Source organism: Bacillus sp. UNCCL81, from assembly GCF_900112535.1.
GTDB lineage: Bacteria > Bacillota > Bacilli > Bacillales > Bacillaceae_G > Gottfriedia > Gottfriedia luciferensis_B.
This window is the reverse complement of sequence record NZ_FOMF01000007.1, coordinates 142,350-162,433: the sequence shown is the minus strand read 5'-3', so window position 1 is coordinate 162,433 and position 20,084 is coordinate 142,350. Positions and strand designations below refer to the sequence as shown.

At 33.7% G+C, this 20,084-nt stretch carries 16 protein-coding genes and 1 pseudogene; 10 read left to right on the top strand and 7 right to left on the bottom strand.

Features of this window, described 5'->3' with window-relative positions; genetic code table 11:
* Positions 1-36 precede the first annotated feature (36 nt).
* The 3 genes from BM319_RS16425 to BM319_RS16415 all read left to right on the top strand — a co-directional run bounded on the left by BM319_RS16425 (position 37) and on the right by BM319_RS16415 (position 4,318).
* Positions 37-1,404, top strand: coding sequence for an MFS transporter (locus tag BM319_RS16425; RefSeq protein ID WP_286143804.1), 1,368 nt, complete (start codon positions 37-39; stop codon positions 1,402-1,404).
* A 36-nt stretch (positions 1,405-1,440) separates the two neighbouring features.
* Positions 1,441-2,982 carry a histidine ammonia-lyase gene (hutH, locus tag BM319_RS16420; RefSeq protein WP_091023695.1) on the top strand — a complete coding sequence of 514 codons (1,542 nt, stop codon included), beginning with the start codon at positions 1,441-1,443 and terminating at the stop codon, positions 2,980-2,982.
* A gap of 124 nt (positions 2,983-3,106) precedes the next feature.
* On the top strand, positions 3,107-4,318 hold the full coding sequence (locus BM319_RS16415) for a helix-turn-helix domain-containing protein (protein WP_069034699.1): 1,212 nt from the start codon (positions 3,107-3,109) through the stop codon (positions 4,316-4,318).
* 56 nt (positions 4,319-4,374) lie between these two features.
* On the opposite strand, the gene BM319_RS16410 is transcribed toward BM319_RS16415, so the two are convergent.
* Positions 4,375-5,148, bottom strand: a complete 774-nt coding sequence (locus tag BM319_RS16410) for an SDR family NAD(P)-dependent oxidoreductase (protein WP_069034698.1) — start codon at positions 5,146-5,148, stop codon at positions 4,375-4,377.
* Between the two features lie 130 nt (positions 5,149-5,278).
* On the opposite strand from BM319_RS16410, the gene BM319_RS16405 reads away from it, so the two are divergent.
* Positions 5,279-5,653, top strand: coding sequence for a MerR family transcriptional regulator (locus BM319_RS16405; protein WP_091023693.1), 375 nt, complete (start codon positions 5,279-5,281; stop codon positions 5,651-5,653).
* 48 nt (positions 5,654-5,701) lie between these two features.
* Here BM319_RS16405 and BM319_RS25135 read toward each other — a convergent pair whose 3' ends face one another.
* From BM319_RS25135 to BM319_RS16390, 3 genes are all read right to left on the bottom strand, one after another.
* Entirely contained in the window at positions 5,702-6,193 is a 492-nt protein-coding gene (locus tag BM319_RS25135; protein WP_091023691.1) for a WGxxGxxG family protein, read from the bottom strand.
* Positions 6,194-6,265: 72 nt separating this feature from the next.
* A complete protein-coding gene (locus BM319_RS16395) occupies positions 6,266-7,036 on the bottom strand; it encodes a cytochrome c oxidase assembly protein (RefSeq protein WP_286143803.1) in 771 nt (256 codons plus the stop codon).
* Entirely contained in the window at positions 7,026-7,490 is a 465-nt protein-coding gene (locus BM319_RS16390; RefSeq protein ID WP_091023689.1) for a DUF2243 domain-containing protein, read from the bottom strand. Before BM319_RS16390 ends, BM319_RS16395 begins: the two co-directional genes overlap by 11 nt.
* 144 nt (positions 7,491-7,634) lie before the next feature.
* On the opposite strand from BM319_RS16390, the gene BM319_RS16385 reads away from it, so the two are divergent.
* The gene (locus tag BM319_RS16385; RefSeq protein WP_091023687.1) at positions 7,635-8,870 is read left to right on the top strand and encodes an MFS transporter; all 1,236 of its coding nucleotides are present in this window, start codon (positions 7,635-7,637) and stop codon (positions 8,868-8,870) included.
* A 253-nt stretch (positions 8,871-9,123) separates the two neighbouring features.
* Here BM319_RS16385 and BM319_RS16380 read toward each other — a convergent pair.
* Positions 9,124-9,989, bottom strand: a pseudogene (locus tag BM319_RS16380) (MBL fold metallo-hydrolase).
* A gap of 143 nt (positions 9,990-10,132) precedes the next feature.
* On the opposite strand from BM319_RS16380, the gene ku reads away from it, so the two are divergent.
* The 3 genes from ku to ligD (BM319_RS16365) are packed head-to-tail and all read left to right on the top strand — an operon-like array spanning position 10,133 to position 13,184.
* The gene (gene ku / locus BM319_RS16375; RefSeq protein WP_069034692.1) at positions 10,133-10,969 is read left to right on the top strand and encodes a non-homologous end joining protein Ku; all 837 of its coding nucleotides are present in this window, start codon (positions 10,133-10,135) and stop codon (positions 10,967-10,969) included.
* Between the two features lie 13 nt (positions 10,970-10,982).
* A complete protein-coding gene (gene ligD, locus BM319_RS16370) occupies positions 10,983-11,927 on the top strand; it encodes a non-homologous end-joining DNA ligase (protein WP_091023685.1) in 945 nt (314 codons plus the stop codon).
* Positions 11,928-11,939: 12 nt separating this feature from the next.
* Positions 11,940-13,184: a DNA ligase D gene (ligD, locus tag BM319_RS16365; protein ID WP_091023683.1), complete on the top strand. Its 1,245-nt coding sequence runs from the start codon at positions 11,940-11,942 to the stop codon at positions 13,182-13,184.
* Between the two features lie 39 nt (positions 13,185-13,223).
* Here ligD (BM319_RS16365) and BM319_RS16360 read toward each other — a convergent pair whose 3' ends face one another.
* Positions 13,224-14,879: a ribonuclease J gene (locus BM319_RS16360; RefSeq protein WP_091023743.1), complete on the bottom strand. Its 1,656-nt coding sequence runs from the start codon at positions 14,877-14,879 to the stop codon at positions 13,224-13,226.
* 172 nt (positions 14,880-15,051) lie between these two features.
* Positions 15,052-15,258, bottom strand: a complete 207-nt coding sequence (locus tag BM319_RS16355; protein WP_069034689.1) for a hypothetical protein — start codon at positions 15,256-15,258, stop codon at positions 15,052-15,054.
* A gap of 155 nt (positions 15,259-15,413) precedes the next feature.
* On the opposite strand from BM319_RS16355, the gene BM319_RS16350 reads away from it, so the two are divergent.
* Positions 15,414-15,602: a hypothetical protein gene (locus BM319_RS16350; protein ID WP_091023681.1), complete on the top strand. Its 189-nt coding sequence runs from the start codon at positions 15,414-15,416 to the stop codon at positions 15,600-15,602.
* Positions 15,603-15,772: 170 nt separating this feature from the next.
* Complete coding sequence (locus tag BM319_RS16345; RefSeq protein ID WP_175495630.1) at positions 15,773-20,065, top strand: S8 family serine peptidase; 4,293 nt, start codon at positions 15,773-15,775, stop codon at positions 20,063-20,065.
* Positions 20,066-20,084 lie beyond the last annotated feature (19 nt).

The window sequence follows — 20,084 nt, the reverse complement described above, 5'->3', positions numbered from 1 at the left end:
TATATTATCTGAAAAATCAAAAAAGGGGGTATTCTTTTGAAAGAAAAAAAATTTATGATGGACGATGCACCGCTTAATAAATTCCATATTCGTATTACGGCACTTACTTTTGGATCGAATTTTTCGGATGGCTATGCTTTAGGAATTATAGGTATGGCACTTTCGCTACTAGGTCCACAGATGAAATTAAATTCTGTTTGGGAAGGATTAATCGGTAGTTCTGCATTAATCGGGCTATTTTTCGGTAGTTTGTTTCTTGGCGGATTATCAGATCGCATTGGTAGGCAGAAAATCTATTTAGCAAACTTTGTTATAATTACAATCGCATCTGCTTTACAGTTTTTTGTTCACGATCCATATACACTTTTTGCATTAAGGATTTTAATCGGTGTTGCACTTGGAGGAGATTATGCCGTAGGATCTACTTTACTAGCTGAGTTTGCACCTAGAAAGTATAGAGGTATGTTATTATCTTCATTAAACGTTTTATGGACTGTTGGATATGTAGCTTCAAATCTAGTTGGTTATTATTTAGAAAAAACAGGCCCAGACGCATGGCGTTGGATGCTAGTGAGTGCAGCCATTCCTGGTCTAGTTGTCTTGCTTTTACGTTTTGGAACACCAGAGTCTCCACGTTGGTTATTAAAGATGGGCCGTGTTGAAGAAGCACGTGCTATTGTAAGAAAGTATATTGGCGAAAATGCTGTAATGGATGAATCAGTGGATGCTAATTCTAAACATGCATACAAGGTTACAGATTTATTCAATAAGCAGCTTTGGAAACGTACGACATTCGGATCACTTTTTTATATGTGTCAGGTCGTTCCATATTTCGCAATCTATACATTCCTACCAACTATTTTAACTAAATTGGGATTTGAAGAAACATTTGGTGTTGATATGGTTCTAAACTTGTTCCTTCTAGTAGGAGCGTTAGCTGGTGTATGGTGTACTGAAAAGTTAACTCGTAGAGGGTTTACAATTAATACATTTATTATTTTAACGATTTCATTATTCGCATTAACAGTCTTACCTCCAGGTCTACATACAATTGCTATTATTGTGTTTGCAATCTTTACATTTGTAATGTCAGCAGCTTCTAATTTAACATTAGTTTATCCTGCTGAACTATTTCCTACCGAGGTACGCGGAACCGGAGTTGGCTTGACAACAGCAGTTAGTCGAATTGGTTCAGCTGTTGGTACATTCCTATTACCGATAAGTGTTAGTTCAATGGGAATGGCACCTTCTATGATAGGAATGTCTATTATTCTATTCATTGGTACAATTGTTTCGATCGCCTGGGCTCCGGAAACAAAATCACTTTCATTAAATGAAGCTAGTAATCCATTACTTGAAGGCGATTTAGTTGAATCAAATAAACAATCAGTTTCAAGTCACTAAACTTAAGATATATAAAGTAAGAAGGTGTTTGATGACATGCATCCAAAAAATATTAAAGAGGTTATTCTTGGAGAACATGAGTTATCAATTAATGAAGTAATTGCTGTTGCAAGATATGGTGCAAAAGTATCATTTACAGAAAACTATTATCTTAGAATCAATAAATCTCGTAATCTAATTGAAAAGTTCCTTGAAGAAGAAAGAGCGGTTTATGGGGTAACTACAGGATTTGGAAGCAATGTAACCGAAGTGATTTCAAAGGAAGATGCTCATACTCTTCAACGAAATATTGTCCGTTCTCATGCTGTTTCTGTAGGTGAACCACTTGAAAAAGAAGTGGTAAGAGCCATTCAATTAATGGTTTTAAATAATATAGGTCAAGGTTATTCAGGCGTTAGAATAGAAGTGTTAGAGCTAATTGCAGCCATACTTAATCATGATATATTGCCATTTGTTCCAGGCGATGGATCTGTTGCATATTTATCGCCTGAGGCTCATATGGCGCTAGTGTTAATGGGCGAGGGAAAAGCTTGGTATAAGGATGAGTTATTAAGCGGCCATGAGGCGTTGGAGCGGGCTGGTCTAAAACCAGTAACCTTCGAATGTAAAGAAGGTCTTGCACTATTAAGCGGTACTACATCAGCCACAGCATTTACTGTACTCTCGATATATAATGCAATTCAGGCCGTTAAAACAGCGGATGTTACTGGTGCTATGTCACTAGAAGCATTGAAGGGAACGATAAAAGCTTTAGATCCTCGACTGCACTCGGTAAAAAAACATTTGGAACAAGCAAAGACAGCTCGAATCGTTTCAAAAATACTAGATGGAAGCGAGATTGCCAAACAATATAAAGACTATCGATTACAAGATGCACTTAGTCTTAGATGCATACCGCAAGTTCATGGGGCAGTAAAGAAGGTCTTAAAAAATGCATTGGAAAATATTCATAATGAAATGATGTCTTCAAGTGATAATCCGATTATTTGGCCGGAGGAAGAAGACGGTCTTGCATTAATGGGTGGAAATTTTGATGCTTCCTATGTGGGAATTGATGCAGACACGATTTGTATAGGTATGGCAAACTTAGCAAAAATAACAGAACGTCGTATTGATCGATTAGTAAATTATCATGTAAGTGAGCTTCCTAGTTTCTTAGTTGTCAATCCTGGTTTAAATAGCGGTTATATGATTCCTCAATATACCGCAGCTGGATTGCTTAATGAAATAAGGGTTCTGTCGCATCCGGCAACGATTGATAATACATCTACATGTGCAAATCAAGAGGATGTTGTTAGCTTTGCTTATTTCGCTGCTAGGAAAGCCTATCAGATTTCAAAAAAACTTGAACATATTTTAGCAATCGAACTAATGGTTGCCACTCAAGCACTAGAATTCCATGATACACTAAAACCGTCACCGGTAACGGCAAGTGTATATCAGTTAATTAGAAATCAAGTTCCAGCAGTTGAAGAAGATCGCTATTTTTATCATGATATTGAAACAATTCGTAATCAAATTCATAATGGAGAGATTGTTGAACTTGTTGAAGAGAAAATAGGGGTCATGGAATTATGAAATTTTTAAAGGAGCAGTTATACTCTAAGAGTACGACAGCTTCTTTTTTTATGGCTCAATCATTTTGATCCTTACTACCAACGTTCAACTAAGAAAAATCATAAGCTAAAAAGGAGAAATTAAGATGAATCGAGATGCTACTCAATCAGCTTTTTCAAATTTGTTACTTTCTGGTACGCTCGTCCATATAGGAACTTTTGATGAGGTTCAAAAAAGATGTGGCATTAATACTTATCCAAATATTGTAATGGTCATTTCGATTGATCGCTATCCTGATTTAGCAGTAGAAAACCCAAAGCAGTGGAAACAAGAAATTGGCCATAAACTAATCAATCAAATTGATCAGACGATCGGAGTTTCTTATTTGTGGAACTGGGTAGAAGAAGGTGTGCTTGCTCTTCTAATTGAGCTAGATGATGAAGATAGTGAAATCGAGTTCAATAAAAAGATCTATAGAATGGCAGAAGAAATTCAAAATTCATTGGATAGGGTTCAGATTACAGTTTCAATTGGAATTGGTAAAAAATATAGTGATCCTTATTTGTTATACCACTCTTTTGAAGAGGCTAGAAAGTCAATGTCAGGTCGGTTTTTTCAAGGGAACAAACTGATATTTCATAGTGGTATTAAACCGGTGGAAGAAAATACACTAAGAGCATTATCAACTGAAGATCGCATTGAATTATTAGCACTTGTACGAATAGGTGATGAAGTAGGTGTAGTCGATCAATTAAAAAGTTTCCTTGAAAAGGTAGCAAATGCATGCCGATTAAATGAAGACGTATTTAAAACTGAAGTAGTCGATTTAATTATGTTAATTTCTAGGGTTGTAGTAGAGTCAGGCGTGAATGCAACACTCATCATGTCAAAAAATGCTCAAATGATCCAGGAATTATATCATATTATTCGCTATGATAAATTTGTAAAAAAGGTTTGCGAATATGCTTACTGGCTAACAATTCAAATAACCAATTCATTTAATAATCAGATGACTCCTGTTATTCGTAAAGCAACTAAGTATATACGAGAAAATCATCAAACTAGTATTACATTGGAAGAAATTGCTCAATATTGTTGCGTAAGTAAATATCATTTCAGTCACTTATTCAAAAAAGAAATTGGCACAAGTGTGATTGATTTTTTAAATAGAATAAGAATTGAAAAATCAATGTTTTATTTAGAAATGACTGATTTAACTATGCAAGAAATTGCTACACGAATTGGTTTTCAAGATTCGAATTACTTTAGTCGTATATTTAAAAAATATATAAAAAGTAGCCCTTCTGAATATAGGGCTACTAAATATCCACATTTAAATTTAGTGTTAGAAAATTAAAATTAGGATGCAGTGTTTAAGGTTAAGTAGAAGGTTCTAAAAGACTCTTCTTACCCTTAATCCTGCCTTTCTAATCTTGTTGCATAAGGGTAAAGTGGATCTAATAATTGGAATTCATAAGTAATTCCATCGACTTTTCCTACCACTTTTTCACTGTCATAAAGCTCCAACATGAAACCGGCCATTTCTTTTGCAGTATGATATTTTGGTAGAACGCCTTCAAATTTAATGTTTTCTTCTAAATCATAGGATACTTTTGCGAATTCAGTTTCAGTTGCAGCTGGTGCTAATACTTTAGCTTGCATCTTTGCACCTTTTTCTTTTAATTCATGAGCCAGCCCTTCTGTAAAGGCACTTACATAGAATTTAGTCGCACAATATGTGATGGCATTACCAATAATTGTATACCCTCCACCAGATGAAACATTGATAACTTGTGTACCCTCGACTGTTGAATAATCGCGTACGTATAGTGAAGTTAAAATCGTTAAAGCTTCAATATTCAAGTTAAGCATAGTTTCAATCTTTTCTAAATTTTGCTCACCAACTGAAGCGAAATTACCAAAACCTGCATTATTAATCCAAGTTTCAATATCATATTCTTTCAGTCCTTCATATAAATTAAAAGCATTCTTAACAACAGATAAATCAGCCGTTTTTATGACCACATCAAGATCTGAATTCAATTTAGCGATATCTGATTTTAATTTTTCAAGTTCTTCCGTTCTACGAGCAACAATAATTAGGTTTTTTCCACGTGCGGCAAACGCAAGAGCTGATTCATAACCAATTCCTGAACTAGCACCTGTAATGACAGTATATTTTTTCATCTAAATTCCTCCCGATAATTTGGTTTATACTAAAATTAAATTAATTGTGTATCAGTTACGGATTTATTATACTGGTTAGAGTAAACTCTAAGTCAAACAGTTTTTATTTTTGACTCAAACTGGAGGTCTTATGTATTCAATTGGTGAAGTCGCTCAGATGTTAGGGATAAGCACACATACATTACGTTATTATGAAAAAGAACAGATCATTCTTCCTGATCGAAATGAAAATGGTGAAAGGCTTTATTCTGAATCACACATTCAGTGGTTAAGATTTGTCCTAAAGCTAAAAGAAACACAAATGCCAGTTAATAAGATTAAGGAGTATGCACATCTATATACAGAAGGTGAGCATACATCATTAGCTAGATTAGATCTTTTAGTCGAGCATAAGCAGTCTATTGAACATCAGCTAAAAACATTAGAAGATACGAATAAAATGTTAGAGCAAAAAATCAGTTTTTATAAAGAAGTAATTCGTAATAAAAACATCGTCAAACAATAAAACCTTATTGGATACCCCAATAAGGTTTTATTGTGTAAACAAAATCCTTTATTCAACTCGTTCCTTTTTTCTTAGACCCGCAAATCCTAATAATCCAAGTAGTCCAAGCCAGCCATAATTGAAATGATTATTATTTGTATTGTCAGTAGTATTTAATGTGTTAGTAACTGGTGTAGGCGTTACATTATTTACATTTCGTCGATAATAATTTCCGTCATTACTAACTGGATTATTTACCCCATTATTGTTAGTTAACATATCATTTGATGTATTTTTTATATTATTTTTTGTATTATAATATCCTTCTTTAACGGTATTCTTCGTGTCATAATAGCCTTCTTTTACCGTATTTTTTGTATTATTTACAACATGGTTTGGATCATTAAAATTATTGTTAAAATCTCTTTTGATATGTTTACCGTTATGATCATAGCTTGGTTCTAATTGAGTAGCATCAGGTCCTGTTGAAGCAGCATGAACATTGGCTGAAATGATAAATGATAATGAAACTGTGCATAATGTAAGACAAATTTTATTCATCTTTAACCCTCCTTCTTTATGCAATAATATTTTGTGCATCTTTAGGAGGAATATATGTGGCAAAAAAGTCCATTAAATTGTTCTAGGCTTCTTAAGAGTTGTAGAATTATACCAGAAATAACAAAGCACGGTAATCAATAATAAATCAACAAAGTCCCCTCCATAATACATTAAGACCGCACCATTTTGAACATCATTAAAACTGAAACTGTCTAATGGATTTGAAAAAAGAAACTTCGATAAAATATCATGACCTGCTAATGCAAGTATCATAATTGATGAGCGAAACAAAAAACTGTATTTATGTGAGATCGGTTCAATTGCAATGATTGAAATTGTAAAGAAATACCCAGCAAAAAACAAATGGATATGTACTACAATTAACAAAAAGATATTCTCATGAATTAAGTTAAATACTGTGGTGGTATACAATACCCAAAGTCCTCCAATATTTATAAGGATTGTGGTAATAGGATGAGTTAAAAGTCGAACAGGAGCACATTTTAAAAGACGTGTCACACGCCTTGCATGTTGAGTTTTTAATGATGTTAATAATAATGTAATCGGTCTAGATAAAGCGATGAAAAATGGAGCGAGCATTCCTAGTAACAAATGCATAATCATATGAAAAACAAAAAGATGGTGACTTAGTTTTGCAATTGGTCCAACAACGGAAACTAATATACAAACAAAACCAGTTACCCATAATATAGAGCGTGATTTTGGCCATGGCTTTTTTTTATGATTTATCGCAGCAACCAAATATCCGATAATTAAAAGTAAAATGAATAAAATAATGAATAGATCAAACGAATTGAAGTAATTTATAAAATTATCCCTCAAATTGATCACCTTTATTTTGAGTTTTAAAAATTAGAATGCAACCTATTAATGTCATAATAGAAGCAGTAATATTCCAAGTTACATCATAGGGCATAATATCGACGTTATATCTAATTTGATGAAGCTTCAACCATTTATGTTGAACAGTTCCATCATAAAGTTGAAACAAACCTGCTCCGAGTAAAACTCCGCCAATCCATCTTTTAATATAAAGTGATTTTTTTCTCCTTAAATTTGCAAACATAAATAAGGAGCCAATCGTTGCGAACCAACTAAAAGCATGAAAAAGCCCATCAGAGATAAGCCCTAAACTTGTTGTAGACTTATCGTAAAAATGATGCCAATGAAGAAGTTGATGAAAAACTACTTCGTCAAAAAATGCCACCAATCCTAGGCCAAATAAAATTCCAGACCATAAATTTAAATAATTAGTTGAATTCTCTAAAGTAGTCATAAAGACTCATCCTTTCGAAAATGGTATATTCTTCATTTTGCCCCCAATTTGCTTAATTAGTAAAAATTACAATTCAACCAACAACGATACTTGGGAAATATAAGGATTGTGATTGTTTTTAGTTACACAAAACGCGGAGGTTATATGGATAAAAAACAAAAGCGGAGTTTATGGGCGCTATCTACAGTACCTCTTGTAATGACTTTAGGTAATTCAATGTTGATTCCCGTACTTCCAAAATTAGAACAACAATTAAATATATCTGGCCTTAAAGTTTCAATGATTATTACGGTTTATTCAGTTTTTGCAATCATTCTTATTCCTATAGCAGGTTATTTGTCTGATTTATATGGAAGGAAAAAAGTAATCATTCCAAGTTTAATTATTGCGGGAATTGGAGGAGCCTTAGCCGGCTTTGTTTGTTGGAAATTAGAAAATCCTTACGCGTGGTTAATTGTTGGGAGAATCATTCAGGGGATTGGTTCTGCTGGGGCAATGCCTGTTGTTATTCCGTGTGTGGGAGATATGTTTAAGGATGAAAATGAGGTTAGTAAAGGATTAGGCTTAGTTGAGACATCGAATACTTTTGGAAAAGTACTAAGTCCAATACTTGGCTCAGCATTAGCAGCGATTGTTTGGTATTTACCATTTTTATCAATACCGTTCCTTTGTTTACTATCAATTATTTTAATTTTAGTTTTTGTAAAACCTCCAAAACAACCGATGAGATCAAAAAGAAAAGATAAAAGAAAGGAAAAGTTTAAACTGTTTATCAGATCAATTCGGAAAATATTTCGAAATAATGGCAAATGGCTTTATACCATATTCATATTAGGCGCCATTATCATGTTCATTTTATTTGGTATGCTTTTTTATTTATCAAAAATATTAGAAAAGCGCTATCACATAATTGGAATATGGAAAGGTTGTGTGTTAGCGATTCCACTCGCTGCTTTATCCTACACATCTTATAAGACAGGTAAAAAGATTGGAAATCAAAAAGGTGCCATGAAAAAATGCATTGTTATCGGCTTTATCTTAATAAGTATTTCTTTTGTCATACCGATTATCAATAAAGATATTTATATGATTATCACGAGTTTATTGATAAGTGGAATTGGAATCGGAATGTCTTTACCAAGCTTAGATGCATTAATAACTGAGGGGATTGAGAAGGAACAAAGAGGGACTATTACTTCTCTTTATAGTTCTTTACGGTTTGTGGGAGTAGCTGCAGGACCTCCTGTTTTTGCCTATTTGATGAGTAAACCAGACAATTATATGTTGTATCTTTCCATTATCTTAGCAATACTTGGACTTATTTTGTCCATCAAATATATTAAGCCAAACCAAAATACAGATACCGCTAAATCCAATTAAAACACATCTAAATAATAGAAGAATTTTGAATTGAATTTTAAAAATATTGTAACAACGGGGCGGTAAAACCGGACAAACTAGCTCCTTGATGAGGAGTTTAAACGTAAATGAACCTCCGAAAGGTTTTCCTGATCCAGAATTTCCTGATATGCAAAATGAACATAGCTGGTTTATATGATTTAGTAAATTAAATTTAAAAAACTCCTTACAAAAGTAGGGAGTTTTATTTTTACCTCTTTGCAACAATCTATTTTTAAACATATCGTCCATAATCAGGTTTGGCGATTGTGTTGAAGTTTTTAACTAAGTAATCTAATTGTTCATTTAAATCGTCTTCTAGGAATGGAAAGCCGTGACCTGTTATTGCTCTTTTAGGATGTAGAGCCTGCAGTTTTTTTACGGAATTAAAGCAGCGGTCCAATCTGTCGTTAAATATCTAGGAGGACCATTTATTTCTCTTTGTTGAGTTAGAACGCTGTAAATAGAGTCTTGTTTAACATTAACAAAGGCGTCTCCAGCAATTAGTAATTGATCATCTTCTCTAAAAAGTGAAATATGTCCAGGTGAATGACCCGGCGTGTGAATCCATTGCCAATTTTGCATTTCAGGTACAGAACCATCTGATGGGAGCACATGAATATATTCTCCTAAATTAATTCCTTCGTTTGGAAACAATGGAGATAACTTTGCAATTAATCCACCTTCAACTGTTCCATCTGGTTCAGGGTAATTCTTTTCACCTGTTAAATATGGTAATTCTTTTTCATGCGCATAGACGGGGATATGGAATTCTTTTATTAAGTCAAAGATTGCCCCGATATGATCAAAATGTCCATGAGTAAGTATGATTGCTTTTAATTTGTGTTTTTCACCAAATCGTTTTTCAGCTAAATCCATAATATGATCAAATGATTTTGGCATACCGGCATCAATTAATACCCACTCACTTGATAAATTAGGATTACCGAAAAAGCAAAAATTCACAATTTGATTTGTTTCATAGTATAAATCATTCGCTAATTCTAACCCATTTCCACTTGATATAGATGTAATAGGCATATAATGAAATTCCTTATTCATTTTTTGTAGATCATTTGATTTATTCATAAGATCCTCCATTTAAGACTTATATGTTGATGAACTTTTTTAGTCTTCTTTTAAAGGTGTTTTTTATTCTGATGGAGATAACTAGAAAAGCATATTGAATTAAACCCTTTCATTTAACAAAAGCTAATCATAAAAATAAAAAAGGTAGTGAAGATATGCATACAGTTTGGAAAGGTACAATCAGCATGGGATTAGTTACGATCCCAGTAAAGTTGTTTTCAGCAGTTGAGGATAAGGATATAAAGTTTCGTCAATATCATAAGGATTGTAAAACACCGATTTCCTATAAAAAAGTTGCTAGTTGTGACGATGAAGTTACTCCTGAAGAAATTATTAAAGTCTTTGAAACACCAAATGGTAGAGTTGTGGAAATAACAGAAGAGGAAATGAATAAATTAAAAGAAGAATTTGAACTAAAAACTGTATCAATTATTGATTTCGTCAAACTTTCAGAAATTGATCCGGTGTATTTTGATCGAACATATTATATTGGTCCAGATTCTGGTGGTACAAAGGCTTATGCTTTACTTTCGGAAATATTGAAGAAAAGTAAGAAAATCGGTCTCGCTAAAATTACAATTCGTAGCAAACAGCATTTAGCTGCTATTCGGCCATATAAAAACGCGATTATTCTTGAAACATTACATTTTCCAGATGAGATTAGAGCAATTGAAAATCTTCCAGGTGGTGTTCCTGAAAAGGCTGGATTGGCGGAGCGTGAATTACAGGCTGGCATGATGCTAGTTGAACAATTAACAACAGAGTTTAATCCAGAAAACTATACCGATACATATCGTACAGCTTTAGAACAATTAATTTCGGAAAAAGTTAATAAAAATGATTATATCGCGACAGGGCAGGAGAAACCAGCAGAGCAAAAAAATGTTGTTGATTTAATGTCTGCATTACAAGCGAGTATTGATCGAACAAAAGGACAAGCAACACCTCCGAAAAAGCCTAAAACAAAAGCGCCTAAAAAAGCAACGAGTTAAATAGGAGGCAGTAATGGAGCTAAATCCAATTTTTCCTTTTGAGCCTATTTCTTCAGATATTGTACCAAATGGTCCTGAGTGGATTTCGCAAATAAAATGGGACGGTGTTAGAATTCTAACTTATTTTGATGGGAAAGAAGTTAAATTATTTAACCGCAAATTAAATGATCGTACAACTATTTTTCCAGAGCTAACGGATATAAAATCCTATTGTACTGCTCAATCAATCATTTTAGATGGAGAGGTCATCGCACTCGATCAAAATGGCAATCCATCGTTTCATGAGGTAATGCGAAGAGATGGAATTAGACGCATGGATCGGATTGATTCAGCTATAGGAGCTGTACCTATTTTTTATATGATTTTTGATATTCTTTTTTACAATGGAGAATGGGTTACGCAATTATCTCTTGAGCAGAGACAAAATATATTATTAGAAGCGATCCAACCTAATAAACAAATTCAGTTAGTTCCAAATAATACTGATGGGGTTGCCTTATTTGAAGTTGCGAAACAACATAATTTAGAAGGTATCGTATGTAAGAATTTAAATAGTAAATACTTGATCAATGGAAAGCACAATGCGTGGCAAAAAATAAAAAATTATAAGGACGTTATTGCAGTAATCGGTGGGGTAACGTATCGCTCTGGTATTGTTAATTCTATTTTAGTAGGACTATATGACGAAAATAGTGAACTCGTGTTTATTGGACATGTAGGAACAGGGAAATTAACGAAATCAGAATGGAAAGACCTTACTACAGTCATTAATAAGATAAAAATAGAAAACAATCCATTCAGCAGCCAACCAAAAAGAATAAAGGAAATACAATGGATTCAACCATTGTTAACTGTTAAAGTTCAATTTATTGAATGGACTGAAGGTCATTCATTAAGACAACCAAGTATCCAAGCTTTTATCGAAAAAGATCCTAAAGAATGCACTCTTACAGATTAGGGGAAGTAAGATATGAATCATTACTTTTTTCAAAAACGGAATAAAAACTATACAGGCTTTTTCTTTATTTTAGGTTTCAATTTAAAAGAGGAGACCTTTTTAGTGGGCCTTAAAAAAGAAAATGATATTTTGCAAATGGGGTTCTTCTCAAATGGACTTAGCGGGGAAGAGAAGGGAATTTTGATTAAAGCAATCGAAGCAAATAAAAAAACCAAAAAGGGTAATATAAAATTTGTTGATCCTGGGATCTGTGTTGAACTTGAGTTTCAAAGTATAGAGAACAACCAAATAACAAATGCAAAATTTATATCATTTCAATTAAAGCATGCATGGAATGAATGTACTTTGGATGGTTTACTATTGGGTAATCTTAATTTGGAGGAAGAATTAACACTTACCAGTCCTGAAAAAGTAATATGGAAAGATCCATATATAAATAAAGAGAGCTTTGTTTCGTATTTAGCTCAAATATCCACATATATGCTTCCATTTTTAAAAAATCGTTTATTAACAACAATTCGTTTTCCGAATGGAATAGACGGTGAATCTTTTTTTCAAAAGAACCGTCCAGATTATGCTCCGAGTTTTATTAAAACTGAAGAGCATGAGGGGAATAATTTTATTATCTGTAATGATGTATCAACATTGCTATGGTTAGGAAATCAATTAGCTATCGAATACCATATCCCTTTTCAAACATATGAAGCAAACAATCCGATTGAAATAGTATTTGATTTGGATCCACCTAATGCAGATGCATTTCCTTTAGCTATAAAAGCCGCGTTGGAAATGAAATTAATCTTTGATTCTTTTCAAATAAAGAGCTACCCAAAAGTATCTGGAAGTAAAGGTATTCAAATCCATATTCCAATAAAAGAAGATTCTCTTACCTATGATGAAACAAGAGTCTTTACATCTTTTATTGCACATTATTTAATTGAAAAATTTCCAGATGATTTTACGATTGAACGTTTAAAGAAAAATCGAGGCAATCGTCTTTATATTGACTATATACAGCACGCAAAAGGAAAAACAATTATTTGCCCATACTCTACAAGAGGAAAGGAAAAACCAACCGTTGCAACCCCTCTTTTTTGGGATGAGGTAAATGATGAATTAAAAATTGAAACTTTTACAATTCCTTTCGTACTAAACCGGTTAGAAAATAGTTCATGTCCAATGCAAACCTATTTTGAACAAGAAAACAGTTCTTTAGTGGATTTAATTTTTAAAATTAAAGAAAATCATTCAAAGTAAAAACTCCCTAATTAGTTTGAATAGGGAGTTTTTTGTTTTTTATATTTCAATGATTATTGGTAAAATCATTGGTTTTCTCTTCGTTTTTGTAAATAAAAATTGTCCTAGAGACTTCTTAATATTTTGCTTCATAACTCCCCATTGGAGCTTGTTTTCATCAAGTAATTCATTTACTGAAGATATAACTAATTGGTTTACTTCCTTCAGTAAACTTTCAGAGTCACGCGCATAGACAAATCCTCTTGATATTGTATCAGGTCCAGAGATAATCTTCTTTTCCGTTTTGCTAATGGTGATGACGATTACAAGCATTCCATCTTCAGCAAGTTGTTTTCGATCTCTAAGGACAATGTTACCGACATCTCCTATGCCCATTCCATCTACATATATATTTCCTGCTGGAACTCTTCGGCTTTGAATCGCTTCTGATTGTAGAATATCGACAACATCACCGTTTTTAATAATAAAAATATTATTTCGTTTGACACCAACAGATTCAGCAAGAGAACGATGATGATGAAGCATTCTATACTCACCATGAATCGGAATAAAATATTTTGGCTTCATTAAAGTAAGCATGAGCTTAAGTTCCTCTTGATAAGCATGACCAGAAACATGCATCCCGGTCGAGCTTCCTGAACCATAAATAACATTTGCTCCGAGATTGTAAAAATTATCGATAATTTTAGAAACGCCGCGCTCATTACCAGGAATTGGTGAAGCAGCTAAAATCACAGTATCACCTGGATAAATGTCAACGCCTCTAAAGCTAGAACTAGCTAGACGAGCAAGTGCTGCAAGGGGTTCACCTTGACTACCTGTGCATAAAATTGTAATTGCTTCTGGTGCGAAATTATTAATTTCATCTTTATCAATCAACATACCTTCAGGGATTGATAAGTATCCTTGCTCCATCGCAACTTGAACTACATTTACCATGCTTCTACCTAGTAAGGCTAATTTTCGATTAGTGATAATTGAAGCATCAACAATTTGTTGCACACGATGTACATTCGAAGCAAAAGTTGAAATAATCACTCTTTGTTTTGCCTTCATAAAAGCATCTACTATATGCTCTCCAACTATCCGTTCCGATGGTGTTGAACCTGGCCGTTCAGCGTTCGTACTTTCTGATAAAAGTAATAAAACACCTTTACTACCTATTTCGGCCATTTTATGAATATCCGGATATTGATTGTTAACAGGTGTTAAATCAAATTTAAAATCTCCAGTATGTACTACAGTTCCTTCAGGCGTTTCGAATACGATGCCTAAGCAATCAGGGATACTATGATTTGTTTTAAAAAATGAAATCGAAAAATGTTCAAATTTAATAACTGAATCAGAATCTATTAAAATTAGTTCAGTTTCTCCTAATAATCCATGCTCTGTTAATTTAAGCTCAATTAATCCAAGCGTTAATCTCGTTGCATAGACTGGAATATTCAATTGTTTCAAAAGATACGGAATTCCACCAATATGGTCTTCATGGCCATGCGTAACAAATAAACCTTTAATCTTTTCTTGATTTTCTTTTAGATAAGTAATATCTGGAATGATCAAGTCAACGCCTAATAAACTCTCGTCTGGAAACTTCGAACCACAGTCTATTAGAATAATTTCTTTTAAGTATTGAATAGCATACATATTTTTTCCAATTTCATTAATTCCACCTAAGGCAAAAACCGATAGCATACTTTTTGTTGGACTCAAAATCCTATTCCTCCTAGTACATTGAAAAGTATAAACATTTTCCTTAAAGAAATTGCCATATATTTCTTAGTATGTACGTAGGAGTTAAATTCATTCAAGTGACTATTTTGGGTAAAAAAATGAGCCGGTGTATCAAACCGGACTCATTTTTCTATTACTCTTCAAAATAATTTTTAAATGGTTTTTTAGGTGTATGTGTTTCATTACGATAATAAGGATTATCTACAGTAGAATCTTTAGGATCCAAATTTGTTTTAATTACTAAAGACGGTCCTGTTGTACCATGCTCAGCAATAATCCGATCGTTTAATTCATTAAAATCAGGAAGTTTCTTATTCCCTGGTTGTAATGGTTCAGACATAAAACCACCTCCTCACAATAGGATGGTTTCTCTAAGGAAAATTATGTATTTGGATAAGAAAAAACAAAGGACTTAAATAAGTATAAAGGATGTGTGTGTTTTGCAATGTTTAGACTGATAAAAGAGTTAGGTCAAATAAAAAGGTGGAAATATGAATGACAGTAATAGAGAAATTAGCAAGTTCTTTAGGTCGTAGAAATGGGGAGTCTAATATTCAATTAGCGATTAAAGTTGTGGATCAAAATGATGAAAATGTTGTAAAAGGGCTAAATCGGACATGTAATACCGAACCTCAAAAACTAATTTTAATAAATATGTCTTACAGAAAAAAGCAAACAGTTTAGTGTAGTATTGATCGTTTGCTTTTTTTATTTGAATTTCCGCCACTTTTTTATCTTTTTTTGTAGAAAATATTCGAATTATAAAAAAATTTGTGTTTGATAAAATTTATGAAAAATAAAATCCTGTCAAATCTCACTATAATGAAACTATCAAGAGAGAGAGGAAGATGGGGATGAAAAAGAAAATGAAGAAAAATGTTACGACCTTGGCAATATCAACAGGTCTTGTAACTAGCGTGTTTAATCCGATTTCAATTACACACAATGTTCATGCACAACAAGTATCGAAGGTGGAACAAGTTTTATCAGCACTAACACCAGCTCAACGCGAGGCGATTAAACAATTAAAAATTAGTGACAAAGAAGGACTTCAAGTTTCTCCAGATTTAGATTTAACAAGTGATGCGCCAACTTCTGTCATTGTTGAATTTAAGGACAAGCCTGCACAAACAGCTGTAATGGTAGCACAAACTCAAGGAACAACTGTTTCTGAAGCAGATGCACAAGCAAAAGTAGACGCTTCACACGAAACATTTGATAAAGATTTAAAGGGAATTTTTAGTAAAGAGTTAAAAGAAAAGAAAAACCCATACAAAATTAAACGTTCATATAAAAAGGCATTTAATGGAGTATCAATGACACTCCCTGCTAATAAAGTAAAATCATTACTAAAATCGAACGCTGTTCAAGCAGTATGGAGTGATTTACAAGTTCAATTGGATGATCCAACTACTAAAGTAGAAAGTTCTGATCAACAAGGTCCAACTCATAACATGGTAACATTCCCTGGAATAGAAAAACTTCATCAAGAAGGATATACAGGGAAAGGTGTAAAAATTGGTATTCTTGATACTGGGATTGACTACAATCACCCAGATTTAAAAGGCGCTTTTAAAGGCGGTTACGATTTCGTCGATAATGACAATGATCCAATGGAGACAACATATGCAGATTGGAAAAAGTCCGGAATGCCTGAAACGAATGGCGAGCCTTATTATACTGAGCATGGAACGCATGTAGCAGGAATTATTGCTGGTCAAGGTAAAAACAACGCAGATTACTCGGTAACAGGAGTTGCTCCTGACGCTGATATTTATGCTTACCGTGTTTTAGGGGCATATGGATCTGGTTCAACTTCAGCGATTTTAGCTGGTATTGATAGAGCTGTTACAGATGGTATGGACATCATCAGTATGTCACTTGGAGCAAACTACAACGATCCATTATTTCCTACAGCGATTGCAGTAAATAATGCCGTACTTTCTGGGGTAACAGCAGTAGTTGCAGCGGGAAATTCTGGAAACAAGATGTACTCACTAGGTGCACCTGGTAATGCTCCTTTGGCAATAACAGTTGGAGCAAGTGATACTTCAGCAACGATTCCAAATTATACAGCGACAGCAAAATCAACAACTGGAGATTTACCAGCTAATCTGAAATTGGCTGCTCAAGGTCTTTCTGATAATATAGCAGATTTCCAAGGAAAAACATATCAAATAGTTAATGTTGGTACTGGGGCGGAAACTGCCTATTATAAAAGAGATGCAGCTGGAAATTATACAATACCAGTCGATGTTACTGGAAAGATTGTACTTGCTCAACGAGGTACCCTAGGTATAGAAGAAATTGTTAAAAGAGCTAAATCACATGGAGCTAAGGCTGTAGTTTTAATTAATACTTCTGGAGATACATTGCAAGATGTTTTCTTAGGTAACGTATATGGGTATATACCAACCTTTTTAATAAATAGCGCACAAGGTATGAATATTAGTATAAAAATACCTTTAAATGAAGCCAATAAAGGTAAGACATTGGATTTTACATTTGGTGATATGAGCCAAACTGTAACGACAGGTAATAAATTAGCAGATTTTAGCTCAAGAGGTCCATCACGTGTGCTATATGATATTAAACCAGAAGTAACAGCACCAGGTGTTTCTGTATTCTCAACTGTACCTTCATATATGCATAAAGATGATAATGGTAATCCATTACCTGATTATAAATATGCTTATGAACGCTTATCTGGTACATCAATGGCAACACCTAACGTTTCAGGAGTAGCAGCACTATTAAAACAAGCTCACCCAGACATGACACCAGCAGATATTAAGGCATCCCTTATGAATTCAGCTGATCCGTTAAATGATAAATATAGTGTTTACGAAGTTGGGGCAGGCCTTGTAAATCCATACAAAGCTGTTCATGCACAAACAGAAATTCAAGTGAAAGATCAGACAAAAACGTTAAGTAGTAATGCTAAAAATATTGATGATTCAATTACGCTTGCTAGTAAAGGAATCAAAACAATTAAAAATATTACTGGTGCATTAAGCTTTGGCGAACAAGCTGTTGAAGGCACGGATTTTTCAGATTCACGTTCAATGACGATATTTAATAAGAGCTCTGAAGATAAAACATTTGATGTAAAGGTTCAATTCCAAACATTGGATGCACGATTCACTAATGATTCTAGAGCGGATCAAGATGCTGCTGCAAACGGTGTTACATTAGATGTGAAATCATCTGTCAAAGTAAAACGATATAGCAGTACGAATATGGATGCTACAATTAATGTTCCTAAAACTGCGAAGCTTGGAACATATGAAGGTTATGTAGTCTATACAAATCAAACAAATCCTAATGAAACATATAAAATTCCGTTTGCTATTCATACAGTAAAAGAGGGAATTGACTATGTTACTGGTAATCCAGCAGCCTTTACATTACCATATGAAGCAGGAAGTAATGCAACAAAATGGTCAGTTGGCGTTAACTTTAAACTAAATTCTCATATGCGTACATTTGATTTCTTCTTAGTTGATCCAAAAACAAACGAAGAAATCGGTTATCTTGGTACAGCAGATGGAATGGGTGCAGATGAGAATACTGAGTATTATTTCAGAGGTGTGTTAAACAATGGGCAATATAGTCCTTTAACAGGAGATCCAGACAACCCTGTTGGATTTGGTTTTGATGAAGTTACACCAGGTCTATGGAAAATTAGAATGGTTGGTACAAATGATAATGGTGAAACCTTCACTAAAGACGCTCCAATTTTCTATGGTGAAAAAGAGCCTAAAGTTACGATGAACTATGAAGCTGGTCAAATTGTAGAAACTGCTAATGCATCTGATAAAACTGTTACAGTATCAGGTAATGCATTTGATAAAAATATTGCTGAAATGCAAGCAGCTGGCATTACTGCTTCACAAGGCGAAAATAAAATGTATTATTATAATCCAAATAACTCCGCTGAAATTAATATTCCAGTAGACGAAAATGGAAACTTCAATTCTGCTATACCATTGGCTACAGCTGGTCCAAATACTTTACCAATTACCGAGTACGATTTCTATGACAGAGATAAATCAACTGTAGAAAATTATGGAAGCTTTAAAGACGTATACTTTATTAAAAAAGGAACTGCTTATACTACAGCAATTTCTGATAAACAACGAATCAACATGGGAGATTCTACAACAGTAACATTCTCAACTAAAAATATAGCAACGCCAGTTAAAAAAGCTGAATACTCATTCTTATATCCAGCTAAGTTCTTAGACATTACGAATGTAAAGCCACATGGAGCATATGATGGAAAATTAGATGTTAAATATACAAATACAGCTTTTAATAATACGTACAATGTTATGACAATTACAGCATCAGCAACTGGTGACCTAGCAACATCGGGGATTGCTGGAGATACTTCTTTAGTAGACGTGACTTTCAAAGCAAAAGACCAGTACTACAAAGGAGCAATGCAGTTAGAAGATCCAACTGGTACATCTAGATTCTTTAAAGCTGTTTATACAAATGTTGATAATAGTACAGTAACAACTCAAGGCATTCAACCTTATTTCTATGTGACTCCTACTTATTCTCTAATGAGAGGAGCGGTTCAAGCGGAAGGGTTAGCTTCTGGATTTAACAATCTAGGTCAACCTACAATGAAAAAGATTGACTATAATAAAGCAGGTTCAAAAATTAGTTTAAAAGATTCAAGTGGAAAAGAATATGGAGTATCAGATCCTTTAGGTAATAGTGTAACTGCTCCAGAAGGTTTTACAACTAGATTACCAATTACAGATAAACCATTTACATTATCAATTGACGTACCAGGACATTTCACATTCAAGAAAGACTTTACAGTTGGTATAAAAGAAGACGGTAAAGTGACAGCTGGATCTAAACCGGTTGATTATAGCTATATCCCAGGTGGAGATGTAAATAAAGATAATGTCATTGATGTAAAAGATGCTCTTTACATTCAAACTTATTGGGGAACGAATAAGCGTGATGCGGATATCAACTATGATGGTGTAGTTGATGTGAAAGATATGCAGTATGTAATTGATAACTACTCTATGCAAAATCCATGGGATGACAATGCAGGTAAGCCAGTTAAGAAATATAAAGGTAAAACTTTAGATGATGTTTTAACTGACCTTGGTTTAGAGTAATTGATTCATAGATTCATAG

What these genes read in the sequence shown, in the direction of transcription:
- BM319_RS16390 (WP_091023689.1), bottom strand. Translation starts at nt 7,490, where the DNA reads ATGACTACTTTAGAGAATTCAACTAATTATTTAAATTTATGGTCTGGA.
- BM319_RS16345 (WP_175495630.1), top strand. Translation starts at nt 15,773, where the DNA reads ATGAAAAAGAAAATGAAGAAAAATGTTACGACCTTGGCAATATCAACA.
- BM319_RS16350 (WP_091023681.1), top strand. Translation starts at nt 15,414, where the DNA reads ATGACAGTAATAGAGAAATTAGCAAGTTCTTTAGGTCGTAGAAATGGG.
- BM319_RS25135 (WP_091023691.1), bottom strand. Translation starts at nt 6,193, where the DNA reads ATGAATAAAATTTGTCTTACATTATGCACAGTTTCATTATCATTTATC.
- BM319_RS16355 (WP_069034689.1), bottom strand. Translation starts at nt 15,258, where the DNA reads ATGTCTGAACCATTACAACCAGGGAATAAGAAACTTCCTGATTTTAAT.
- ku (WP_069034692.1), top strand. Translation starts at nt 10,133, where the DNA reads ATGCATACAGTTTGGAAAGGTACAATCAGCATGGGATTAGTTACGATC.
- BM319_RS16385 (WP_091023687.1), top strand. Translation starts at nt 7,635, where the DNA reads ATGGATAAAAAACAAAAGCGGAGTTTATGGGCGCTATCTACAGTACCT.
- BM319_RS16360 (WP_091023743.1), bottom strand. Translation starts at nt 14,879, where the DNA reads ATGCTATCGGTTTTTGCCTTAGGTGGAATTAATGAAATTGGAAAAAAT.
- BM319_RS16410 (WP_069034698.1), bottom strand. Translation starts at nt 5,148, where the DNA reads ATGAAAAAATATACTGTCATTACAGGTGCTAGTTCAGGAATTGGTTAT.
- BM319_RS16405 (WP_091023693.1), top strand. Translation starts at nt 5,279, where the DNA reads ATGTATTCAATTGGTGAAGTCGCTCAGATGTTAGGGATAAGCACACAT.
- ligD (WP_091023683.1), top strand. Translation starts at nt 11,940, where the DNA reads ATGAATCATTACTTTTTTCAAAAACGGAATAAAAACTATACAGGCTTT.
- ligD (WP_091023685.1), top strand. Translation starts at nt 10,983, where the DNA reads ATGGAGCTAAATCCAATTTTTCCTTTTGAGCCTATTTCTTCAGATATT.
- BM319_RS16415 (WP_069034699.1), top strand. Translation starts at nt 3,107, where the DNA reads ATGAATCGAGATGCTACTCAATCAGCTTTTTCAAATTTGTTACTTTCT.
- hutH (WP_091023695.1), top strand. Translation starts at nt 1,441, where the DNA reads ATGCATCCAAAAAATATTAAAGAGGTTATTCTTGGAGAACATGAGTTA.